The sequence below is a fragment of the Thermoflexus hugenholtzii JAD2 genome, from assembly GCF_900187885.1.
Classification (GTDB): Bacteria; Chloroflexota; Anaerolineae; order Thermoflexales; family Thermoflexaceae; genus Thermoflexus; species Thermoflexus hugenholtzii.
Genome location: NZ_FYEK01000054.1, coordinates 11,430 through 30,302, shown reverse-complemented (window position 1 = coordinate 30,302; position 18,873 = coordinate 11,430). Strand labels below are relative to the sequence as shown.

Genomic DNA, 18,873 nt, shown 5'->3' with positions numbered 1-18,873 from the left:
TCCCTTGCGGTCTCGGATCGCTCCGGCGCGAGGGGCGCCCGGACCCATCGGTTGTCGGTCTGGGCGCTCACCGCCCGGCCAGAAACACCCCGGCCAGGATCAGTGCCAAGCCTGCGAGAAGCCACCCTGAGAGGGGCTCGCCAAGCCATAGCGCCCCCCAGAGCACCGCGAAGATCGGATTGAGATACACCACCAGGGAAACCCCGATCACCCCGGTCCGCTCGAGCAGCGCATAATACATCACGTAAGCGATCGCCGTGCCCAGGACCGCCAGAAGGATCAGGGCGGCGAGGGACTCCGGGGCCGGGGAGAGCGCCCACGGCCGATCCAGGAGCAGGCTCAAGGGGAGCGCCATCAATCCACCGCATCCCAGCTGCCCGATGGCCGCGTCCACCGGCGGGACCCCCCGCAACGCCCGCCGGGCATAGACGGTGGCCGCGGCATACGAGATGGCAGCGGCTACCACAGCCCCCTCGCTGAGCAGATGCGCATGGGCCGCCCGCCGCAGGTCCGGGAACAACAGGACCAGGATCCCCAGGAAGCCCAGGAGCAGCCCGGCCAGCTGACGCCGCGAGGGCCGCTCCTCCCGCAACCCGATGACCGTGAACCCGGCGGCCCAGAGGGGCATGGTGGCGATCAGCACCCCCGCCAGCCCGCTGGCGATGGTCCGCTCGCTCCAGGCGACCAGCGTGTGGGGAAGCGCGGCGTTGAAGACCCCCATCATCAGATAGGTCCCCCAGGGCGGATCCGCCCGGGGGCCCGGACGGAGCCGTCGGAACAGCCCGAGGAGGGCGGCGGCGATCAGCAGCCGCCCCGTCACGAACGTGAACGGCGGGATCGTCCGCACCCCTAAGGCGAAAAAGAGATACGAGGCCCCCCAGATGGCCCCCAGCGCCAGCAGGATCGCCATATCCCCCGTGCGCATCTCTCCTCCCAGGATCGTCCTCCGATGAGCGCACGGCCCCGACGCCCATCACCCGGCTTGCTCCCCATCGGAGCTCCCGATGCTTGCCGGATCCCACACGCCCCTTGACGCCGCGCTGAAGCGTCGGTATGGTAACCCATGTGCGCATTCGCCGGCTCAAGGAGGAGCTTCATGTCCTTTGAAACGGGAAGAGGTCGATCGCTCCCGGTCAGATGGCTCATCACGCTGGGCATCCTCACGCTGATGGGGATGGGCCTGCTGCTCCTCTCGCGACGGCCCCCCTCTCCTTCTCCCACCTTGACCGAAGGAACGCTCCCGTCCTCATCTCCGACCCTTTCCGCCCCCCCTGCGCTCCGGGATCTCTGCGCGCTCGAGATGTTGCCTCGGATTCATGCCCCCTACTTCGAAGGCCTGATCCCCTTCGAGCAGAGCGCCATCGCCTGGTTCGGGCAAGTCTCCCCCACGCGGAACTATACCGACATCCGCGTAGGCTACAACGCCCGCGAGCTCTTCATCTACCTGGCTATCTTTGACCGTCACCTCTGGTATGATGAGAACCCCACGCCGCAGACGCTGACGCAATGGGACGCCGCAACAATCCTGCTGGATACCTCCGGCGGCGATCGGCTTTCTCTTTCGTCATGGCGCTTCGTCGCCCAGCTCTACAGCGAGCCCAGCCCGTCTCGACGGAACGTCGAGCGGGGAAGCGCCGAAGGCTGGAAGCCGATCCACGTTCCGTTTAACGCGGTCCCGGGCTGGCGGGGAAATGCCCTGAACGACGACCGCGAGAGCGACCGGGGCTGGGCCATAGGCTTCACCATCCCCTTTTCCAGCCTGGGCCTGACCTCCGCGCCCCCCGAGGGGACCATCTGGCGGCTGGCCGTTCGGGTTCATGACCGGGACTCCATAGAAGATCCATCCCTCGAGGAGACTTCCTGGCCGCCCTCCGCCTCGCCGGACGACCCAAGCTGCTGGGGCTTTCTGCACTTCGGCCTCCCCGCTTATCACGCCACCGCCGTCCCGACCGGTTACATCCGGATCCGCCGCCCTGTGCGGAGCAGCCCCCTCGTCCCGGACGCCAACGTGGGCGGCACTACATCCAACCAGTGTCCCGGCGACGAATACTACATCTGGAACGAATGGGGGAACCGCAACGACGGCCACGCGCCCGACTTCAACATCCAGAATCAATCCGATGTCGCTGACTGGCCGTGCTTCGCTAAATATTACGTGACCTTCCCTCTGGACGCGATTCCGCGGGGGAAGACGATCATCTCGGCTACGCTCACCCTCCATCAGTTCGGCAACGCCGGAGATCCCGGACAGGCCCGGCCTTCATGGATCCAGGTGCTGATCGCCTCGGCGGATTGGGATGAGGAGGCCATCACCTGGAACAACGCGCCGCTGGCATATGAGAACGTCGGCGGCGCCTGGGTGGATCCCCTTCTCGAGTGGCCGGGGTGGCCTGGCGTTCCCCGCACCTGGGATGTCTCCTATGCAGTCGCGCAGGCCTATGCGCGGGGCGAGCCGCTGCGGCTGATCCTCTACAGCGCCGATTCGGCTTATCACAGCGGCAAATATTTCGTGTCCTCCGACACCGAAGACTGGAACACGGAGGGACGGCCGCTTCTGGAGGTATGGTGGGGGGAGTCCCATTGAGGCGGACGATCCGAAAACAAAGGCACGAGCCTACATCCCCACCCGCGCGGGACCCTACAGCGGCTTGAAAGCCTCAAAAGGCTGCCGGCATGTCTCACAATAAAACAGCGCGCGGCACGAGGTGGGCCCGAAGAGGTTCTCCATCCGCGTGTTCGTGGAGCCGCAGAAGGGGCACGGAACCCCCTTAAGCAACTCCGGGGTGATCTCCCCCGCAGACGGCTGGGGCGGCGCGATCCCCAGCTCCCGAAGCGCCTGTCGCGCCCGCTCGCTCATCCGGTCCGGTGTCCACGGCGGCCGATATACCCGCCGCACCTGAACCCGCCGCGCCCCCAGGGCCTGGATGCGCTCAACGATCTCCCGCTCCATCACGTGCAGGGCCGGACACCCCACAAAGGTGGGCGCGAAGTCTACCTCCACCATGTCATCGCCCACCCGGACGTCGTAGATCAACCCCAGGTCCACCACCGAGATCGTGGGGATCTCCGGATCCTTCACCGCCTCCAGCGCGGCGAGGATCGCCTCCCGGGTCAGCCCCGGCCCGTCCGCCCGTCCGTCGTTCACCATGTCTCCCCCATCCCGGAGCGCGCGACCATCTGGAAATCCGTTAGCAGGGCCGTCAGGTGCTCCGTGTGCCGGCCGATCCGCCCGCCGTAAACGGGCTCCGCCTCCGGGATCTTCAGGGAGGCCGCCTCCAGGATGGGACGCACCTCCGCCTCCCAGCGGGCCCGCAGCTCGGCCTCCGGCGGCTGGATCCCCGCCGCCACCCGCAGGTCCTCTCCGGGCGCCGGCTCGAACAGCCCCAGGGCGTGCGGCCATGCCTGCTCCAGAGCCGCCTGCATCCGACGGTGGCTCTCCTCTGTGGCATCCCCCAACCGCAGCACCCAGGCCCGGCTGTGCATCAGATGATAGGTCTCCTCCCGGCGGACCTTCGTCGCCGCCGCCGCCAGCGGTGGATAGGCGCTGTTCATCAAGGCCTCCAGGCGGACCTTCTCCGCGTAATCGAAAAGGAACTGGCGGACCACCGTGAAGGCCCAATCCCCTCGAGGCAGCTCCACCAGGGTGGCGTTGCGGAACTCCGGGGGATCCCGGAAGTAGGCCATGCGGTCGGGGTCCGGCCACCCCAGCTCCTGCAGCAGCGAATACCAGAGGACCGCATGCCCGATCTCGTCCTGGGCGATGCTGGCCATGGCGATGTCCGCCTCCAGGATGGGGGCATAGCCCACCCACTCCGCGTCCCGATGGCCCAGCAGGACCTCATCGTCGGCCATCGCCAGAAGAAGATGCCCCACTGCCTCCCGGAGGGGATCCGGGAGCGGAACCGCTTCATTCGGCTTCAGGGAGGGACTGGCCATGGCGCTCCATCCACCTCCGCACCCGCTCCGTCACCCGGAAGCCCCGGGGCTCCCGATACTCTTTCTCCAGGGCGGAGGCGAACAGCTCCTCCGCCTCCTCCGCCCGGGAAGCGTAGATCGCTTCCGCGGGGACCACCCACAGGCTGGCGCAACGGCCCCGACGGGCGAACTGCTCTTTGGCCAGGATCAGGGCCATCTCCGGGTCGGGGGCGTGGACCGCTCCCACGTGGACGTGGGGGTCGCCCCGCTTCTCCTGGAGGAAGACCTCATAGACCGGCCACTGCGTATCGGCCATTGCTCCCTCCGTTCGTCCGCTGCGCCGCCTTCGCCGCCAGGGCCTCCCGCACCCAGCGCCCCTCCTCGTGGGCCCGGCGCCGGGCCGCCATCCGCTCCGCGTTGCACGGGCCGTCGCCCTTGATCACCCGCCAGAACTCCTCCCAGTCCGGCTCGCTGAAGCGCCAATGCCCGGTCTCGGGGTCGTAGCGCAGGTTCGGATCCGGGATGGTGAGGCCCAGGCGCAGCACCATCGGCGCGTATTGATCCACGAACTCCTGCCGCAACTGGTCGTTGGTCTTCGTCTTGATGCGCCAGCGCAACAGCGTCGGGGTGTGCACCGAGTCGCGGTCCGGCGGGCCGAAGAGCATCAGCGCCGGATACCACCAGCGGTTCACCGCCTCTTGCATCATCCGCCGCTGGGCGGGGGTGCCGGTGGCCAGGGCGACGAAGGCGTCGTAGCCTTGCTTGATGTGGAAGGACTCCTCATAGCAGATGCGCTTCATCGCCCGAGCGTAGGGGCCGTAGGAGCCCTGGGCCAGCATCAGCTGGTTGACCACCGCCGCGCCGTCGATCAGCAGCCCGATGGCCGCCACATCGGCCCAGGTGGGCGTGGGGTAGTTGAACACCACCGAATACTTGGCCTTCCCGGCCAGGAAAGCCTCGATCATCTCCTCCCGGCTGATCCCCAGGGTCTCCGCCGCCCGATACAGCAGCTGGCCGTGGCCCCCCTCGTCCTGCACCTTGGCGATGAGGATCAGCTTGCGCCGGAGGGTGGGGGCGTGCGGGATCCACTTCCCTTCGGGGAGCATCCCCACGATCTCGCTGTGGGCGTGCTGGGAGATCATCCGGATCAGCTGACGCCGGTATTCCTCCGGCATCCAGTCGGTGGGTTCGATCTTCTCCCCCCGGGCGATGCGCGCCTCGAACTCCGCCAGACGGGCCTCGTATTCCGGGCCCTCCTGGGGAGGCGGCGCCTGCTCCGGAACCGGAACCGGATGACCCTGGATGCGGTAGGTGATCATGGGCCCCTCCTTCCTTCACGGATCCGCAGACGGGGATTCCGAGCGAACCAGCCCTCGCACCGCCCACTCGCTGAAAGCCTCCGCGATCTGGTCCGGCGAGAGCGGGCCTTTGGGTTGATACCAGACGGCCACCCCGTTCAAGGCGGTCAGGATGAAGCGGGTGATCAGCGGGACATCCAGGTCTGCCCGGAAGACGCCGGCCGCGATCCCCTCCCGCAGGATCTCCCGGAAGAGCGCCTCATAGGCGTCCCGGCGGGCGAGGATCTCGCTCCGGCGTTTCGGGCTCAGCGCCCGCCATTCGTGGTTGAAGACCACCGCCGCATCCTGACGCTCCGTCACCACCCGGATGTGGGCGGCCACCGCCATGCGCAGCTTCTCCAGAGGAGGCCGCTCCGAGCGGACGATGGGCTCCAGGCTGGAGAGGAAGGCCTGCGCCGCCTCGTCCACGATCTCCCAGAGCAGCTCCTCCTTGGAGGCGATGTGCGCATAGAGGCTCCCTCCCTGCAGGCGGATCGCCGCCGCGATGTCCCGGATGGACGTCCCGTAGTAGCCGCGCTGGCTGAAGAGCCGCCCGGCCACCCGTAAGATCGCCCTGCGTCGATCGCCCCCGCTTCCTCGCGCCATTTTTGCTAACGAACGTTTGCTTAAATTATAGGGGGGAGAACGGATCCTGTCAAGACCCTCGTCGCAGGATGCGCCCCAAGGCCGAGGGCGGGTTCGACCTCAGGGGCGCTCCGCACCCGCTTCCTCAGTAGAAAACCGGGCATCGAGGCGAAAGCCCTCCTGCCGTTAGGAACAGCTTTCCGCCGCGACCCATCACGCCATCGAAGACGGAGGTTCGGGGCTAAAGCCCCTCCTGCGTAAGCCGAAATTCATTTCGGCATCCACATGGTAGGCGCGGCTTTCGCCGCGACCCTGCTTTCGCCGTGACCCTTTCCGTCATCCGAAGACCCGAGGTTCGGGGCGAATGCCCCTCCTCCGCTATGACGCGGCCGGCAAAGACCCGCCATCGGCCGGAGGGCCCATTCCGGCCGATGGCGCCCGGCGGTCCCACCCGTTCACGGACCGAGGCGGGCCACCTCAACCCCCATCGCCCGGACATCGTAACCCGGCAATGCCGCCACCGCGGCCCGGAACCGGGAGTCATGCAGGAGCTCCCGGAGCGGGCGGAACCATGGGTCCTCATACAGATCCTGGGGGATCACCAGATCATAGCGCTCCAGGGCCAGGGGGAGGAAATCCAGCCCCATCGCGGCCGCCGCCGCCCGAATCCCAAGCCCGACGTCAGCCCGGCCGCTGGCCACCGCTGCCGCCACCGCCAGATGCGTCAGCTCCTCCCGATCGTAACCCGGGATGGAGGCCGGATCGATCCCCAGGCGCTGCAGAGAGTAATCCAGCAGCACCCGCGTCCCGGCGCCCCGCTGGCGGTTAACGAACCGCACGTCCGGCCGCGCCAGATCCCGGAGATCCCGGATCCCCTTCGGGTTCCCCGGGGCCACGATCAGGCCCTGCTCCCGGTGGGCCAGGGTGACCACCACCACGGGCACGCCGGCCAAGTAGCGACGAACGTAAGGAAGATTGTATTCGCCGCTCTCGGGATCCAGGAGATGGGTGCCCGCGAGATGACACTCCCCCCGCCGCAGGGCGATCAGCCCGCCCAGGCTGCCGGCGTTCGCGCTGCGCAGCCGCCGCCCTGGCCAGCGCTCCGCCAGGAACTGGGCCATCAGATCCAGCGCCATGTCATGGCTGCCGATGGCCAAAATCGTCCCCTCGATCGCCTCTGGATCCGTATACAGCTCCACCGCCACCGTCTCCCCCTGGTCATAGCCCTCCACGAAGCGGGGGATCCGCAGGATCCCATCCGCCCGCACCAGGGAGGAGAGCACCCCCGCCCCTCGGGAAAGCGGGGCGGCCACATAACGTCCCCCGACCCGCCCTACCGTCACCCGCACCCACTCCTCATCGCCGAGCGGGGAAAGGAGCTTGCGGGTGAGCACAGCGTCCAGGCGCGGCCGCCGGCGCGGCGGAAGGCCCAGCCAGCGCGCCAGCAACGGCTCCACGAAGATCTCCCCGGTGAGGGCCGCGGAGACCGGGAAACCGGGGACGCCGATGACCGGGACCGAACGCCCATCCACCCGGAGGATCCCCAAGATCACGGGATGGCCGGGGCGCACCGCCACCCCATGGACCAGCAGCGTCCCGAGGGTGGAGACCACCCGCGCGGTGAAATCCTCGCTGCCCGCCGAGGAGCCGGCGTTGATGAGGACCAGGTCGTGGGTCCGCGCGGCCTCCCGTGTGGCCTCCAGCAGGCGCTCGAAATCATCGGGGACGATGGGGAAACGCGTGGGGAGCCCGCCCCACTCCCGGACCTGGGCCGCCAGCACCAGCGAGTTGAACTCGATGAGCTCCCCGGGGCGCACCCCGCGGGCCGCCGCTTCCTCCGGAGGGATGAGCTCCGTTCCGGTCGGGAGGATGGCCACCCGCGGCTGCCGGCGCACCGGCACGGTCGCATAGCCGCACGCCGCGATCACCCCGAGGTCCACCGGCCGCAGGCGGTGATTGGCCGGCAGCACCAGCTCAGCCGCCGCGATGTCCTCCGCCACCGGGCGGACGTTCGCCCAGGGGGGGACCGGCTGATAGAGGGTGATCCGGGTGGCCCGCTCCGGGGCTTCCCCATCGAACTGCACCTGCTCCACCGGGACCACGGCGTCCGCCCATGGGGGGAGGGGATCGCCGGTGTCCACATAGCAGGCGCCGATGCCGTCCGGACCGGGCGGGACGGGAAGCACGCGGGGCTGGGTCTCGGTGGCCCCCGCGGTATCCCGAGCCCGCACGGCGAAGCCGTCCATCGCCGCCGCCGCATAGGGCGGGACGGAGAGGCGCGCCCAGATGGGCTCCGCGGTCACCCGCCCCAGGGCCTGCTCCAGCGGCACCCACTCTCCGGGAAAGGGAGCGTCGAGGCCCGCTTCCGTGAGGGCCCGCGTGAAACGGGTCCACGCTTCCTCCAGGGGCACATCTTCCAGATAGATCCGGCGTCCCATCGGTGAAGCTCCCAGGTGGCAGATCCGAAGGCCTCGCTTCCACCGGCCTTCCGATCCCATCCCTGATCACCCCTGTGTCATTCTAACAGGTTTCCTCCCCTGGATGGACTTTTAAAAAATTAATCCGGACGCCTGCGGACGGGGGCTCTCCGCACCGGCCGGGACAGCGACCGAAATGAATTTCGATTTACAAGCCGACAGCTCAGAAGCCCGGCTCTTCCCCCTGTGCGCCCTCTGGATTCGCGAGGGGCCACGTGGCGCGGCGTTCGTTCTAAAAAACGACGGCCCCACCTTTCGGCAGGGCCGTCGCGACCGGATGCCCGGTTCAAGAGATCAGGCGGAGAGGCGGGTCACGTCGTAGGCCTGGGGGCCCTTGGCGGTCTGCCGGACGCTGAACTCCACCCGGTCCCCCTCCTCGAGGTTCCGGAAGCCATCCCCGGCGATCCCGGAGTAGTGGACGAAGATGTCCTTCTCTCCCTGATCGGGGCGGATGAAGCCATACCCCTTGATCCGGTTGAACCAGCGGACGGTTCCCTTCATGCGTGCTTCAGACATCGGAAGAACTCCTTACGTAAAGTTAGGACGAAGCCGGAGCCCAGGCTTCCGTTGTTCTGGAAGGGCTCGAGGACGGACCGTGGGGATGGGCCAGGGGCCGATCTCCGGGTCAACAAAAAACCGCCGGGCGTCTCGGGCGACCCGGCGGTCTGGCCTTCGACTTCCCTTCCGCGTGTGCTCCTCACGCGCCTTCATTCTACCAGATTTCCCCCTCTTGTCAAATCCGGGTTTAGCGGGAAATCGCGGATGCGGAGCCTCGAGCGCGGCGCACCGATCTCAGCGGCCGGAGGATTCCCCGAGCAGGGCCCACACCACTCGATCCAGCCGACCGTTGCTCACCACCGCCTCCGCATCCCGGAACGTCCAGGGAGAGCCATCCGGGCGATTCATCTGTCCTCCCGCCTCGCGGACCAGCACGGCGGCGGCGGCCACGTCCCATGGCTGCAGCGCCAAGTGGAAATACAGATCCAGCCAGCCCGCGGCCACATAGGCCATCCCCATGGCGGCGGATCCGATGGCCCGCACGGTCTGGCAACGCACCGCCAGGGAGCTCAGCCAAGCCAGGACCTGCTCCCGCGTCTCGTTGCGATGCCCCCAGTCCAGCCCGATCAACGCCTGCTCCAGGCGCTCCGTCTCGCTGACCCGGATGGGCCTGCCGTTCAGGAAAGCGCCCCGGCCCCGGGCGGCTGTGAACAACATATCCTGGAGAGGCGCGTAGATCACCCCGACCACCGGCTCCCCTTCCACCAGCAGGCCGACGGAGACGGCGAAATACGGCAGGCGCCGGGCGAAGTTCGTTGTCCCATCCAGAGGATCCACCACCCAGACGATGCCCTGAGCCATCGCCTCCCGCGCTTCCTCCTGGGACGTGCCCTCTTCCCCCAGCACACGATGGGCGGGATCATGGCGCCGGATCACCGCCACGACGGCCTCCTGAGCGGCCAGGTCTGCTGCGGTCACCCAATCCCGGAACCCTTTCTCGTGCACCTGGCGCGGCATCGGCCAGTGGGCGCGGAGGACCGCCCCTCCGGCCAGGGCGGCCTCGATCGCCGTCAGCAGCCAGACCTCCAGATGGGCGCCCGATGGGCTCATGGTCTCCTCCCGCTTATGGGCTCCGCAATCGATCCAGGAGGATCGAGACGGCCGTCCCGCTCTCGAGAAGGCGGAGCGATTCCTCCAGACGAGGGGCCGCAGGACGCTGATCCGCGGGCTCCTCCTGGTAACCTTCCAGCACCCAGCTCATCAGCCGACCCAGTAGGCTGTCCGGGCCGGCGAGCTGCTGGAGGCGAACGGCTGCCGTCCGGCGAACCGGAAGGGCCTGCGCCTCCTGCGCCCAGCGGACCTGCACCTCCGGATCCAGGGTCCAGCGGATGAAGGACCACGCGGCGGCCTGCTGGCCCGGATCCGTCGCGGCGATCGCCAGATCCCAACCCCATCCCGGCAGGATCGGACGGCCGCGCATCCCGGGATCCGACAGCGGGGCGAGGGCCGGGCGGAAGCGCAGGTGCCCGGCCTCGCTCTCCCGTTCCAGCGTGAAGAGCCAGCGGCTGGAGCCGAAGAGGAGGACCGTTTCGCCCTCCAGGAAGGCCCGCAGCGCCTGCGGGGGATCTGCCAGGCGGGCGCAGCCCCCTCGGAGCATCCCCTGCACCGCCTCCAGCAGCGCCTGGGCCTCGGCCTGGGAGCGCCCGGCCAGCCACCCCTGAAGCGTCCAGGCTGCTCGTGGCGCCATCCAGCCTGCGGTGTCCGGGATCCCATCGCCGTTCAGATCCAGCGCGCCCCGCAGGCAGACCTGGCGGATCGCCTCCCAGTCCCCCGGGGGTTGCTCCAGGCCGGACTCCAGCAAGCGATCGATGTCCGCGTAGAGCACCAGCCCTTCCCGAAGGAAAGGGAGGGAGCCCGCCGTCGTGGGGGGCAACAGATCCTGGCGCTCCGCCGCAGAAAGGCCGCGGACCGGATCCTCCATCCAGGGCCTCAAGGGGGTCAGCCGGCCGGCCTGCACGAGGGCGGGGACCGCCTCGGAGGGGATCAGCACGAGATCAGGCCCGCGCTCCGAGGGCTGATGGAGACGACGGAGCAGCTCGGAGGAGCCGGGGAAGGTTTCGATGTAAATCGCCACGTCCGGATGCCGGGCCATAAAGGCCTCGGTCAGCCGAGCCAGAGCAGCCCCCCGTTCGGGATCCAGGGCGTGCCAGAGGACGAGCAGACGGGCCGGCCTCCCCAGCGGGGCGCAGGCCGCCGCGGCCATCAGGGCGAGAAGCCCCACTCCCTGTGTCCAGCGCATCCTCCCTCGCTCCTCACGAGCCTAAAATAGGGATGACCATTCGGATTTTACTTCACGCCGCTATCCCATCCCGGGAGCCAGACAGATGAGCACCCTGAAGGTGGGACTGGCCCAGATCTATCCTCGCCTGGGGGATCTGGAGGCGAACCTGGAGAAGCATCTGGAGTTCATCGAGGAGGCGGCGGCGCGGGGCGCCGACCTCGTCGTGTTCCCCGAGCTCTCCCTCACGGGCTACGTGCTGCAGGATCTGACCTACGAGGTGGCCATCCGGCCGGAGCCGGATCATCCGATCCTCCGCCCGCTGCTGGACGCCAGCCGGCGGGTGGATCTGGTGGTGGGGTTTGTGGAGATCGACGAACGGGGACGTTATTACACAGCGGGGGCCTATCTCTCCGGGGGGCAGATGGTCCATCGTCATCGCAAGGTGTATCTGCCCACCTACGGGATGTTCGACGAAGGCCGGGACATGGCCCCCGGCGATCGAGTCCGCGCCTTCCGCACCCGGTTCGGCCGCTTCGGCCTGCTGATCTGCGAGGATTTCTGGCATGTCAGCCCTCCCTACCTGCTGTGGCTGGACGGGGCGGAGGTGTTGATCTTCACCTCCGCCAGCCCCGGGCGCGGCCTGGGGATCCCCGGGAAGCTGGGAAGCGCGCGCTGGGTGGAGCTGGTCAGTCAGGCCTACGCCAGCCTCTTCACCGTGTTCGTCATCCATGTCAACCGCGCCGGCTTCGAGGATGGTCAGAACTTCTGGGGCGGGTCGACCATCTTCGACCCCAACGGGGATCTGGTCGTCCAGGGTCCTTATTTCGACGAGGCGCTGATCCTGGCCTCCATCGATCTGGATCAGATCCGGCGGACGCGGATCCGCCTGCCGCTGGTGCGCGACGAACGCCCGGATCTGGTCCTCCGAGAGCTGCGGCGGATCCTTGGAGCGTCCGCCCCGGAGGCGCGGGATCCCTGATCGCGCAAATAGAGAAGGGGCGGGCAGGAGGACATGGCGCTCCTGCCCGCCCCCGGAGCTTCACCATTCGGATCCGCCATCGCGCTTCAGCGCTTGGGCGACTGCGGGGCCTTGCGCGCCCGCTTGAGGCCCGGCTTCTTGCGCTCTTTCTCCCGCGGATCGCGGGTCAGCATGCCATGTTGCTTGAGCAACGGCCGCAGGCTCGGATCGATGGCGAGCAGCGCGCGGGCCAATCCCAAACGGACCGCCCCGGCCTGCCCGGTGAGGCCACCTCCCTCCACCTTCACCGTCACGTCCAGCTTCCCCTCCAACCCGACCAGACGCAACGGCTCGAACAGATGGTGGAGATCCTGAGGGCGCACAAAGTAGTCCTGGACCGGCTTGTTGTTGACGATGAAGACGCCGGTCCCGCCCGTATACAGCCGGACTCGGGCCACGGCCCGCTTGCGCCGGCCCACGCCTTCGACATACGGTCGGCCTTTGAAGGCCTCAAAGGTGATCCCTTCCATCGCCACAGCCATCCCGGCTCCTTTCCTCCATGGAGTTCAGGGGAAAGGGGGCTACGCGCCCCCCTGTCCGGATCGGCTCACAGCGGAAGCGGCTTGGGCTGCTGGGCCTGGTGCGGATGCTCCGGCCCGGCATAAACCTTTAACTTCTTGAGCATGCGCCGTCCCAGCCGGTTCTTGGGCAGCATCCCCCAGACGGCCTTCTGGATTACCCGCTCTGGATGCGTCTGCAGCATCCGGCGCAGCGGGATCTCCTTCAAGCCGCCGGGATACCCGCTGTGGCGGTAGTAGATCTTCTGATCGAGGTGCCGCGGGTGAACGGCCACCTTCTCCGCGTTGATGACGATCACATAATCCCCGCAATCCTGGGAGGGGTCGAAATACGGCTTGTGCTTGCCACGCAGGATCTGAGCGATCCGGCTGGCCAGCCGCCCCAGGTTCTGGCCGGTGGCGTCGACGACCCACCACTCGGCTCGGATGTCCGCGGGTTTGGTCACATAGGTTTTCACGGTCCTCCCTCCACCGTATCGGGTCAGGTTTCCGGATCTTCATGTCCGCCCGATCGGGGCCTCCCACCCTCCATCCAGTGGGGCAGGAAGTCCGGCGCCGGCGGGATAGCGATCCGATCGTAGCGTGCCCCGACGAAATACAAGCCGTGGGCAGGGGCGGGGGCGTCCGCCGGGTAGGCCTCCGGGTGCTCCAGGTAGAACCATGCCGCCTCCGGAGGGCGATCGCCTCGCCCCACCGCCACCAGCACAGCAGCCATGATCCGAACCATATGATAGAGGAAAGCGTCTGCCTCGATCTCGAAGAACACCCAGTTCCCGTTGGCCTCCACCTGCGCTCGGCGGACCTCCCGCACCGTGTTCTGGCCACGAGGGGGGCGGCCGAAGGCGCCGAAATCGTGGCGGCCCACCCAGGCGGCGGCCGCCTGCTGCATCGCCTCCAGGCGGAGCGGGCGCGGCACATGCCACGCCAGGTATCGCCCGAAGGGATCCCGCCAGGGCCCGGTGTAGATCACATAACGGTAGGCCCGCGACCGCGCCTCCCGGCGGGGATGGAAGTCCGGCGGCGCCTCCCCCAGAGCCCAGACCACGATGTCCGCCGGCAGGACGGCGTTCAGAGCTCGCTGGAGATCCACCAGGGAATGGCGCCAGGTCACGTCGAAGGCGACCACCTGGCCCAGAGCATGTACGCCGGCGTCGGTGCGGCCTGCCCCCCGCACCCGGACCGGGACTCCGGTCAAGCGGGCGAGGGCGGCCTCCAGAGTCCCCTGGACGGTCGGCTCATGAGAAGGGGCCAGCCGCTGGAACCCTCGATAGGCCGTGCCGACGTATGCGATGGCCGCCCAGACCCGCATCCGCTCCTGCCCGCCCGGCCTGCACGGGCCGCCGGCTTAATCCTGGACCAGCTCCAGGCGCGCCATCGGCGCGGCGTCCCCCCGGCGGAATCCCAGTTTGTAAATCCGGGTGTAGCCCCCGTTCCGATCCCGGTAACGGGGCGCGATCTCATCGAAGAGCTTCTTCACCACTTCCCGGCCGTAAAGCCGGGCCGCTGCCAGCCGACGCGCAGCCACCTGCCGGGAGGGATCCTCCAGGGCTTTCTTGGCCAGCGTGATCAGCTTCTCCGCGTAGGCCTGCACGAACTCCGCCTTGGCCTCCGTGGTCTCGATCGCCCCGTGCAGGAAGAGCTGCGTGGCTAGGTTACGGGCCAAGGCTTCGCGATGATCCTTGTCCCGGCTTAACGTCTTCCCGGCAACTCGATGGCGCATGCTCAGGCCTCCTCGATCTCCTCCTCAGGCTGGGCCAGGTCCTCGGGCTTCAGGAACCCCCGCTCGATCAGCCGTTCGCGCAGCTCCTCCAGGGATTTGGCGCCGAAGTTGCGGACCGAGAGCAGGGCTTCCTCCCCGCGATACAGGAGCTCCAAGACCTGGCCGACGTTGGTGATGCCGGCCCGCCGCAACGGGTTGATCACCCGGGCGCTCAGCTCCAGGCTTTCCAGCGAGGTCTCATAAGCCTGGGGCGGGATCATCGCCCGCACCGGAGCGGGCACGACTTCCTGCTCCTCCGGGGCCACGAACTCGGAGATCAGGGAGAAATGCTGCATCAGCAGGCGAGCGGCCTCGATCAACGCCTCCTTTGGCCCCATCGTCCCATCCGTCCAGATCTCCATCACCAAGCGATCGTAGTTCGTCCGCTGTCCCACCCGGGCCCGGTCGATCTCGAAGGTGCACCGGCGGACGGGGCTGAAGATGGCGTCCACGGGGATCTCCCCGATGGGCAGGCGGCCGCGCTCCTCGGCCGGTGAATATCCCCGCCCCCGCTCCACCGTCATCTCGATCTCCAGACGGGTCCGCTCGTCGTCCACCGTGAACAGGTAGAGATCGGGGTTGACGATCTCCACCTCGGGCGGGCACTGGATGTCGGCCGCCGTGACCACGCCCTCGCCGGCCACCTCCAGCCGCAGGCGGGCCGGCCCGTCGCCGTAGAGCTTCATCCGGAGCTGCTTGATGTTCAGGATGATCTGGATGACATCCTCCCGGACGCCCGGGATGGTCGAGAACTCATGGGGCACATCGGTGATCCGGATGCTGGTCACCGCAGCGCCCGGCAACGAGCTCAACAGCACCCGCCGGAGGGCGTTCCCGATGGTCACCCCATAGCCCTGCTCCAGCGGGCTGATCACAAAGCGCCCGTATGCCTGCGTCAGGATCTCTGCCTCCACTTTAGGCAGAACCAGCGTGACACCCGCCACAAAGGCCTCCTTTTCCGAATCGGGAACGGAACGGGGGGCGCCTGTGAGCCCTTCCCTCTCTCATCATCCCCCAGCGAAGGGAAGGGCCAGGCAGCCGCCCCGGTTTAACGGGAGTAGAACTCCACGATGAGATGCTCCTGAACCCGCGTGTCGATCTCCTCCCGGACCGGCAGGCGCAGCACCTGTCCAGAGAGATCTTGCGGGTTGAGCTGCAACCAGGGAGGTGGCCGATGGCCTTCCAGCCGTTCCGCGAGGGCCTTGAAATACTCTTTCTCTCGGCTGCTCTCCCGGACCCGGATGATATCGCCGGGTTTGACCTGGTAGGAAGGGATGTCCACCTTGCGTCCGTTGACCTCGAAGTGGCCGTGGCGGACCAGCTGCCGGGCCTGGGCCCGGGAGCTGGCGAACCCCAGCCGGTAGACCACGTTATCGAGTCGGCGCTCCAGCAGGATCAGCAACAGGGCGCCGGTCATCCCCCGGGCCCGCTGGGCGATCTCAAAATATCGCCGGAACTGCCGCTCCAGCACCCCATAGATGCGCCGCAGCTTCTGCTTCTCCCGAAGCTGCAGCCCGTAATCCGAAGGGCGGCTGCGCCGGAACTGCAGCTCCCGGCCGTGCTGCCCGGGCGGATAGTTCCGTCGCTCAATGGCGCACTTGGGCGTGAAGCAGCGCTCTCCCTTCAGATAGAGCTTCTCGCCTTCCCGCCGGCACAATCGGCATACCGGTCCGATGTAACGTGCCATTCCCTCCTCCTCACAGGATCTGCGCAGACGATCGAAGGCGCGCGGTTCGGCCCATCGGCCTGAAGGGGAAGACCTCACACCCGCCGCTTGGAGGGCGGCTTGCACCCGTTGTGGGGGATCGGTGTGACGTCGGTGATGGAACGGATCTTCAACCCCATCGCGTGCAGGGCCCGCAGCGCCGCCTCCCGCCCGGGGCCCGGCCCGTTGATGAAGACGTCGATCTCCCGCACCCCCATGTCCATCGCCTTGCGGGCGGCCTGTTCCGCCGCCAGGCGGGCCGCATAGGGGGTGCTCTTCTTGGAGCCCTTGTAGCCGATGGTCCCCCCGCTGGCCCACGTTAAGGTATCCCCGTTGGGATCCGTTACCGTGACGATGGTGTTGTTGAACGTGGCGTGGATGTAAACGTGCGCCCGCGTCACGTTCCGGCGGGCCTTACGACCGCTCCGCGAACCTCGCGCCATCGATCCCTCCTCAGGCAATATGGATCACCCGGGGAGAGGCAAAGCGCCTCCCCGCCATCTTCACTCCAGCCATCCGGATGATCTCCCCCATCGCCCCGGGCTTGGGCGGCGACGGGGAAAGGGATGGCTCACTTCTTCTTGGCGCCGCGCTTGCGACCGCGGCCGGGCACCGTCTTCCGCGGACCCTTCCGGGTCCGGGCGTTCGTCCGGGTCCGCTGGCCGCGCACCGGCAGGTTCATTTTGTGCCGCAGCCCCCGGTAGCACCCGATGTCGATCAGGCGCTTGATGTTCATGGCGATCTCGCGCCGCAGATCGCCCTCCACCTTATAGTTCCGCTCGATGGTCTCGCGAAGGATGTTCACCTCGCTCTCCGTCAGATCCTTCACCCGCTTATCCGGGTTCACCCCGGTCTGCTGAAGGATCCGCTTGGCCAGCGAGCGGCCGATCCCGAAAATGTAGGTGAGGGCGATCTCCACCCGTTTATCCCGGGGCAACTCCACGCCTGCGATCCGTGCCATCGCGTATCTCCTCCCTGAACGCGGTCCCGGCGATCCCGATTCAGTCCTCCCCCAAAGCGGCCGGGCGATCCCGGCTCACCCTTGGCGCTGCTTGTGCTTAGGGTTTTCGCAGATCACCCGTACCACTCCTTTGCGCCGCACGATCTTGCACTTCGGGCATCGCCGGCGCACCGAAGGTGTGACCTTCATCGCGCCCTCCTGAAGGACCTGAATGTGTCGGTAGCAAGCAGCGATCTTTTATTTTACCGGAACATGCGGAACTTCTCCAGTTCCAGACGGATCTCGGAGCCCGACAGCGGCTGAACCGGCCTCAGGAGGCGAGCCGGGGGTCATCCTCCAGTGCGGTGAGGATGATGGGATCCCCCTCCGTGATCGCCACCGTGTGCTCGAAGTGAGCCGTCAGGCTTCCGTCCAGGGTGACCACAGTCCATCCGTCCTCCAGGATGCGGGTCCGCCAGTCCCCCATGATCACCATCGGTTCGATGGCCAGAGTCATCCCGGGTCGCAGGAGAAGGCCCCGCCCGGGGCGCCCCCGGTTTACGAAAGAGGGGGCCTCGTGAAGGGCCCGCCCGACCCCGTGGCTGACGAACTCCCGGGCCACCTGGAAACCCTGGGATTCCACGGTATGCTGGATGGCCCACTGGATGTCGCCCAGGCGACGACCCGCCCGGGCCTGGGCGATGGCCGCCCACAGGGCCGCCTGGGTGACCTCGATCAGGCGCCGGGCCTCCGGGGAGATCTCCCCGACGGGGAGGGTGATCGCGCCGTCGGCGAAGTATCCCCGGAAGTTCACCCCCACATCGATGCTGATGATATCGCCTTCCCGGAGGCGATAGGGCCCGGGGATCCCGTGCACCAGCACGTGGTTGACGGAAGTGCAGAGGGTGGCCGGATAGGGCGGTCCGCCTTCGTCCTTCATGCTGGGATACCCCTTGAAGGCCGGGATCCCGCCCCGCCGGCGGATATAATCCTCCGCCCACCGATCGAGCTCCGCGGTGGTCACGCCGGGCTGGACCAGGGTGCGCATGGCCTCCAGGACCTCGGCCACGATGCGGCCGGCCTCCCGCATCATCCGGATTTCCTGCCACGTCTTGAGCCGGATCCCTTCGGCCGGACGATGCGTTCGAGGGACCACCCACGGGCTCATGGATGCGCCGTCCTCCGGATCTCGATCGCCTGGAGGAGGGCCGCGGTTACCTCCGGGATCGGTTGCTCCCCATCGACCTCCACCAGGAGCCCCCGGTCCCGGTAGAACGAGACCAGCGGCGCCGTCTGCTCCTGATAGACCTGGATCCGCCGGCGCTGGACCTCCTCAGTATCGTCCTCGCGCTGGTAAAGGGTCCCTCCGTCCAGATCGCATCGACCAGGGACGCGAGGAGGATTGAACTCAATGTGATAGACCGCCCCACAGGTCCGGCATGTCCAGCGGCCGGCCAAGCGGCGGAGCAGCAGTTCCTCTCGCACCCGGATATAGAGCACGGCAACCAGGGAGCGCCCCATCTCGGAGAGCATCTCGTCCAGCGCCTGGGCCTGGGCAGGCGTGCGGGGGAACCCGTCCAGGATCACCCCATCCCGGCAGTCCGGCTGCTCCAGCCGCTCCCGGATCATGCCGATGGTTACATCATCCGGAACCAGCTCCCCTCGATCCATATACTGGCGGGCCAGCTGCCCGAGAGGGGTCTGACGATGCAAGTGATCCCGGAAGAGATCCCCGCTGGCCACATGGGGGATGCCCAGGCGCTGGCTGAGGATCTTGGCCTGCGTCCCCTTTCCCGCCCCCGGGGGTCCCATCAGGATCAGATCGAGCGGCATGGGATCC

At 67.7% G+C, this 18,873-nt stretch carries 23 protein-coding genes; 2 read left to right on the top strand and 21 right to left on the bottom strand.

Features of this window, described 5'->3' with window-relative positions:
• Positions 1-67: 67 nt before the first annotated feature.
• Positions 68-925, bottom strand: coding sequence for a DMT family transporter (locus CFB18_RS11810; RefSeq protein ID WP_088572008.1), 858 nt, complete (start codon positions 923-925; stop codon positions 68-70).
• A gap of 375 nt (positions 926-1,300) precedes the next feature.
• On the opposite strand from CFB18_RS11810, the gene CFB18_RS11805 reads away from it, so the two are divergent.
• A complete protein-coding gene (locus CFB18_RS11805; RefSeq protein ID WP_200808198.1) occupies positions 1,301-2,584 on the top strand; it encodes a DNRLRE domain-containing protein in 1,284 nt (427 codons plus the stop codon).
• Between the two features lie 54 nt (positions 2,585-2,638).
• Here CFB18_RS11805 and paaD read toward each other — a convergent pair whose 3' ends face one another.
• The 9 genes from paaD to CFB18_RS11760 form a co-directional block, all read right to left on the bottom strand.
• Entirely contained in the window at positions 2,639-3,148 is a 510-nt protein-coding gene (gene paaD, locus CFB18_RS11800) for a 1,2-phenylacetyl-CoA epoxidase subunit PaaD (RefSeq protein ID WP_088572006.1), read from the bottom strand.
• Positions 3,142-3,936 (bottom strand): 1,2-phenylacetyl-CoA epoxidase subunit PaaC, encoded by a 795-nt coding sequence (paaC, locus tag CFB18_RS11795; RefSeq protein ID WP_088572005.1) that lies wholly within the window; start codon positions 3,934-3,936, stop codon positions 3,142-3,144. The genes paaD and paaC overlap by 7 nt, the downstream gene beginning before the upstream one ends.
• Complete coding sequence (paaB, locus tag CFB18_RS11790) at positions 3,908-4,231, bottom strand: 1,2-phenylacetyl-CoA epoxidase subunit PaaB (RefSeq protein WP_088572040.1); 324 nt, start codon at positions 4,229-4,231, stop codon at positions 3,908-3,910. The genes paaC and paaB overlap by 29 nt, the downstream gene beginning before the upstream one ends.
• Positions 4,203-5,234, bottom strand: a complete 1,032-nt coding sequence (gene paaA, locus CFB18_RS11785) for a 1,2-phenylacetyl-CoA epoxidase subunit PaaA (protein WP_088572004.1) — start codon at positions 5,232-5,234, stop codon at positions 4,203-4,205. Before paaA ends, paaB begins: the two co-directional genes overlap by 29 nt.
• A 15-nt stretch (positions 5,235-5,249) precedes the next feature.
• Positions 5,250-5,813, bottom strand: coding sequence for a TetR/AcrR family transcriptional regulator (locus tag CFB18_RS11780; RefSeq protein WP_200808197.1), 564 nt, complete (start codon positions 5,811-5,813; stop codon positions 5,250-5,252).
• 479 nt (positions 5,814-6,292) lie between these two features.
• Entirely contained in the window at positions 6,293-8,275 is a 1,983-nt protein-coding gene (locus tag CFB18_RS11775; RefSeq protein ID WP_088572002.1) for a molybdopterin biosynthesis protein, read from the bottom strand.
• Positions 8,276-8,608: 333 nt separating this feature from the next.
• Positions 8,609-8,815, bottom strand: coding sequence for a cold-shock protein (locus tag CFB18_RS11770; protein WP_088572039.1), 207 nt, complete (start codon positions 8,813-8,815; stop codon positions 8,609-8,611).
• A 291-nt stretch (positions 8,816-9,106) separates the two neighbouring features.
• Entirely contained in the window at positions 9,107-9,922 is an 816-nt protein-coding gene (locus CFB18_RS11765) for an inositol monophosphatase family protein (protein ID WP_088572001.1), read from the bottom strand.
• Positions 9,923-9,935: 13 nt separating this feature from the next.
• Positions 9,936-11,111, bottom strand: coding sequence for an extracellular solute-binding protein (locus CFB18_RS11760; RefSeq protein ID WP_088572000.1), 1,176 nt, complete (start codon positions 11,109-11,111; stop codon positions 9,936-9,938).
• An 85-nt stretch (positions 11,112-11,196) separates the two neighbouring features.
• Here CFB18_RS11760 and CFB18_RS11755 point away from each other — a divergent pair, with 85 nt between their 5' ends.
• On the top strand, positions 11,197-12,072 hold the full coding sequence (locus CFB18_RS11755; protein WP_088571999.1) for a nitrilase-related carbon-nitrogen hydrolase: 876 nt from the start codon (positions 11,197-11,199) through the stop codon (positions 12,070-12,072).
• A gap of 86 nt (positions 12,073-12,158) precedes the next feature.
• On the opposite strand, the gene rpsI is transcribed toward CFB18_RS11755, so the two are convergent.
• The 11 genes from rpsI to CFB18_RS11700 all read right to left on the bottom strand — a co-directional run bounded on the left by rpsI (position 12,159) and on the right by CFB18_RS11700 (position 18,866).
• Positions 12,159-12,593, bottom strand: coding sequence for a 30S ribosomal protein S9 (gene rpsI, locus CFB18_RS11750; protein ID WP_366972091.1), 435 nt, complete (start codon positions 12,591-12,593; stop codon positions 12,159-12,161).
• 65 nt (positions 12,594-12,658) lie between these two features.
• The gene (rplM, locus tag CFB18_RS11745) at positions 12,659-13,087 is read right to left on the bottom strand and encodes a 50S ribosomal protein L13 (protein WP_088571998.1); all 429 of its coding nucleotides are present in this window, start codon (positions 13,085-13,087) and stop codon (positions 12,659-12,661) included.
• 23 nt (positions 13,088-13,110) lie between these two features.
• Entirely contained in the window at positions 13,111-13,938 is an 828-nt protein-coding gene (gene truA / locus CFB18_RS11740; RefSeq protein ID WP_088571997.1) for a tRNA pseudouridine(38-40) synthase TruA, read from the bottom strand.
• Positions 13,939-13,974: 36 nt separating this feature from the next.
• Entirely contained in the window at positions 13,975-14,349 is a 375-nt protein-coding gene (gene rplQ / locus CFB18_RS11735) for a 50S ribosomal protein L17 (protein WP_088571996.1), read from the bottom strand.
• Between the two features lie 2 nt (positions 14,350-14,351).
• A complete protein-coding gene (locus tag CFB18_RS11730) occupies positions 14,352-15,332 on the bottom strand; it encodes a DNA-directed RNA polymerase subunit alpha (protein ID WP_088571995.1) in 981 nt (326 codons plus the stop codon).
• A 104-nt stretch (positions 15,333-15,436) separates the two neighbouring features.
• Positions 15,437-16,075: a 30S ribosomal protein S4 gene (gene rpsD / locus CFB18_RS11725; protein ID WP_088571994.1), complete on the bottom strand. Its 639-nt coding sequence runs from the start codon at positions 16,073-16,075 to the stop codon at positions 15,437-15,439.
• A gap of 74 nt (positions 16,076-16,149) precedes the next feature.
• Entirely contained in the window at positions 16,150-16,536 is a 387-nt protein-coding gene (rpsK, locus tag CFB18_RS11720; RefSeq protein ID WP_200808196.1) for a 30S ribosomal protein S11, read from the bottom strand.
• Between the two features lie 128 nt (positions 16,537-16,664).
• Complete coding sequence (gene rpsM, locus CFB18_RS11715) at positions 16,665-17,054, bottom strand: 30S ribosomal protein S13 (protein WP_088571992.1); 390 nt, start codon at positions 17,052-17,054, stop codon at positions 16,665-16,667.
• Between the two features lie 75 nt (positions 17,055-17,129).
• Positions 17,130-17,243, bottom strand: coding sequence for a 50S ribosomal protein L36 (gene rpmJ, locus CFB18_RS11710; protein WP_088571991.1), 114 nt, complete (start codon positions 17,241-17,243; stop codon positions 17,130-17,132).
• A 121-nt stretch (positions 17,244-17,364) separates the two neighbouring features.
• Positions 17,365-18,201: a type I methionyl aminopeptidase gene (map, locus tag CFB18_RS11705; protein ID WP_088571990.1), complete on the bottom strand. Its 837-nt coding sequence runs from the start codon at positions 18,199-18,201 to the stop codon at positions 17,365-17,367.
• Positions 18,198-18,866: an adenylate kinase gene (locus tag CFB18_RS11700; RefSeq protein WP_088571989.1), complete on the bottom strand. Its 669-nt coding sequence runs from the start codon at positions 18,864-18,866 to the stop codon at positions 18,198-18,200. Before CFB18_RS11700 ends, map begins: the two co-directional genes overlap by 4 nt.
• Positions 18,867-18,873: the final 7 nt, after the last annotated feature.

Bases quoted from the DNA above. Each gene is read 5' to 3' on its own strand.
- CFB18_RS11770 (WP_088572039.1), bottom strand. From the start codon at position 8,815: ATGAAGGGAACCGTCCGCTGGTTCAACCGGATCAAGGGGTATGGCTTC.
- CFB18_RS11765 (WP_088572001.1), bottom strand. From the start codon at position 9,922: ATGAGCCCATCGGGCGCCCATCTGGAGGTCTGGCTGCTGACGGCGATC.
- rpmJ (WP_088571991.1), bottom strand. From the start codon at position 17,243: ATGAAGGTCACACCTTCGGTGCGCCGGCGATGCCCGAAGTGCAAGATC.
- rpsM (WP_088571992.1), bottom strand. From the start codon at position 17,054: ATGGCACGGATCGCAGGCGTGGAGTTGCCCCGGGATAAACGGGTGGAG.
- paaC (WP_088572005.1), bottom strand. From the start codon at position 3,936: ATGGCCAGTCCCTCCCTGAAGCCGAATGAAGCGGTTCCGCTCCCGGAT.
- paaB (WP_088572040.1), bottom strand. From the start codon at position 4,231: ATGGCCGATACGCAGTGGCCGGTCTATGAGGTCTTCCTCCAGGAGAAG.
- rpsK (WP_200808196.1), bottom strand. From the start codon at position 16,536: ATGGCGCGAGGTTCGCGGAGCGGTCGTAAGGCCCGCCGGAACGTGACG.
- map (WP_088571990.1), bottom strand. From the start codon at position 18,201: ATGAGCCCGTGGGTGGTCCCTCGAACGCATCGTCCGGCCGAAGGGATC.
- paaD (WP_088572006.1), bottom strand. From the start codon at position 3,148: ATGGTGAACGACGGACGGGCGGACGGGCCGGGGCTGACCCGGGAGGCG.
- rpsI (WP_366972091.1), bottom strand. From the start codon at position 12,593: ATGGCTGTGGCGATGGAAGGGATCACCTTTGAGGCCTTCAAAGGCCGA.
- CFB18_RS11775 (WP_088572002.1), bottom strand. From the start codon at position 8,275: ATGGGACGCCGGATCTATCTGGAAGATGTGCCCCTGGAGGAAGCGTGG.
- CFB18_RS11755 (WP_088571999.1), top strand. From the start codon at position 11,197: ATGAGCACCCTGAAGGTGGGACTGGCCCAGATCTATCCTCGCCTGGGG.
- CFB18_RS11760 (WP_088572000.1), bottom strand. From the start codon at position 11,111: ATGCGCTGGACACAGGGAGTGGGGCTTCTCGCCCTGATGGCCGCGGCG.
- rplQ (WP_088571996.1), bottom strand. From the start codon at position 14,349: ATGCGCCATCGAGTTGCCGGGAAGACGTTAAGCCGGGACAAGGATCAT.
- rpsD (WP_088571994.1), bottom strand. From the start codon at position 16,075: ATGGCACGTTACATCGGACCGGTATGCCGATTGTGCCGGCGGGAAGGC.
- CFB18_RS11805 (WP_200808198.1), top strand. From the start codon at position 1,301: ATGTTGCCTCGGATTCATGCCCCCTACTTCGAAGGCCTGATCCCCTTC.
- CFB18_RS11810 (WP_088572008.1), bottom strand. From the start codon at position 925: ATGCGCACGGGGGATATGGCGATCCTGCTGGCGCTGGGGGCCATCTGG.
- paaA (WP_088572004.1), bottom strand. From the start codon at position 5,234: ATGATCACCTACCGCATCCAGGGTCATCCGGTTCCGGTTCCGGAGCAG.
- truA (WP_088571997.1), bottom strand. From the start codon at position 13,938: ATGCGGGTCTGGGCGGCCATCGCATACGTCGGCACGGCCTATCGAGGG.
- CFB18_RS11700 (WP_088571989.1), bottom strand. From the start codon at position 18,866: ATGCCGCTCGATCTGATCCTGATGGGACCCCCGGGGGCGGGAAAGGGG.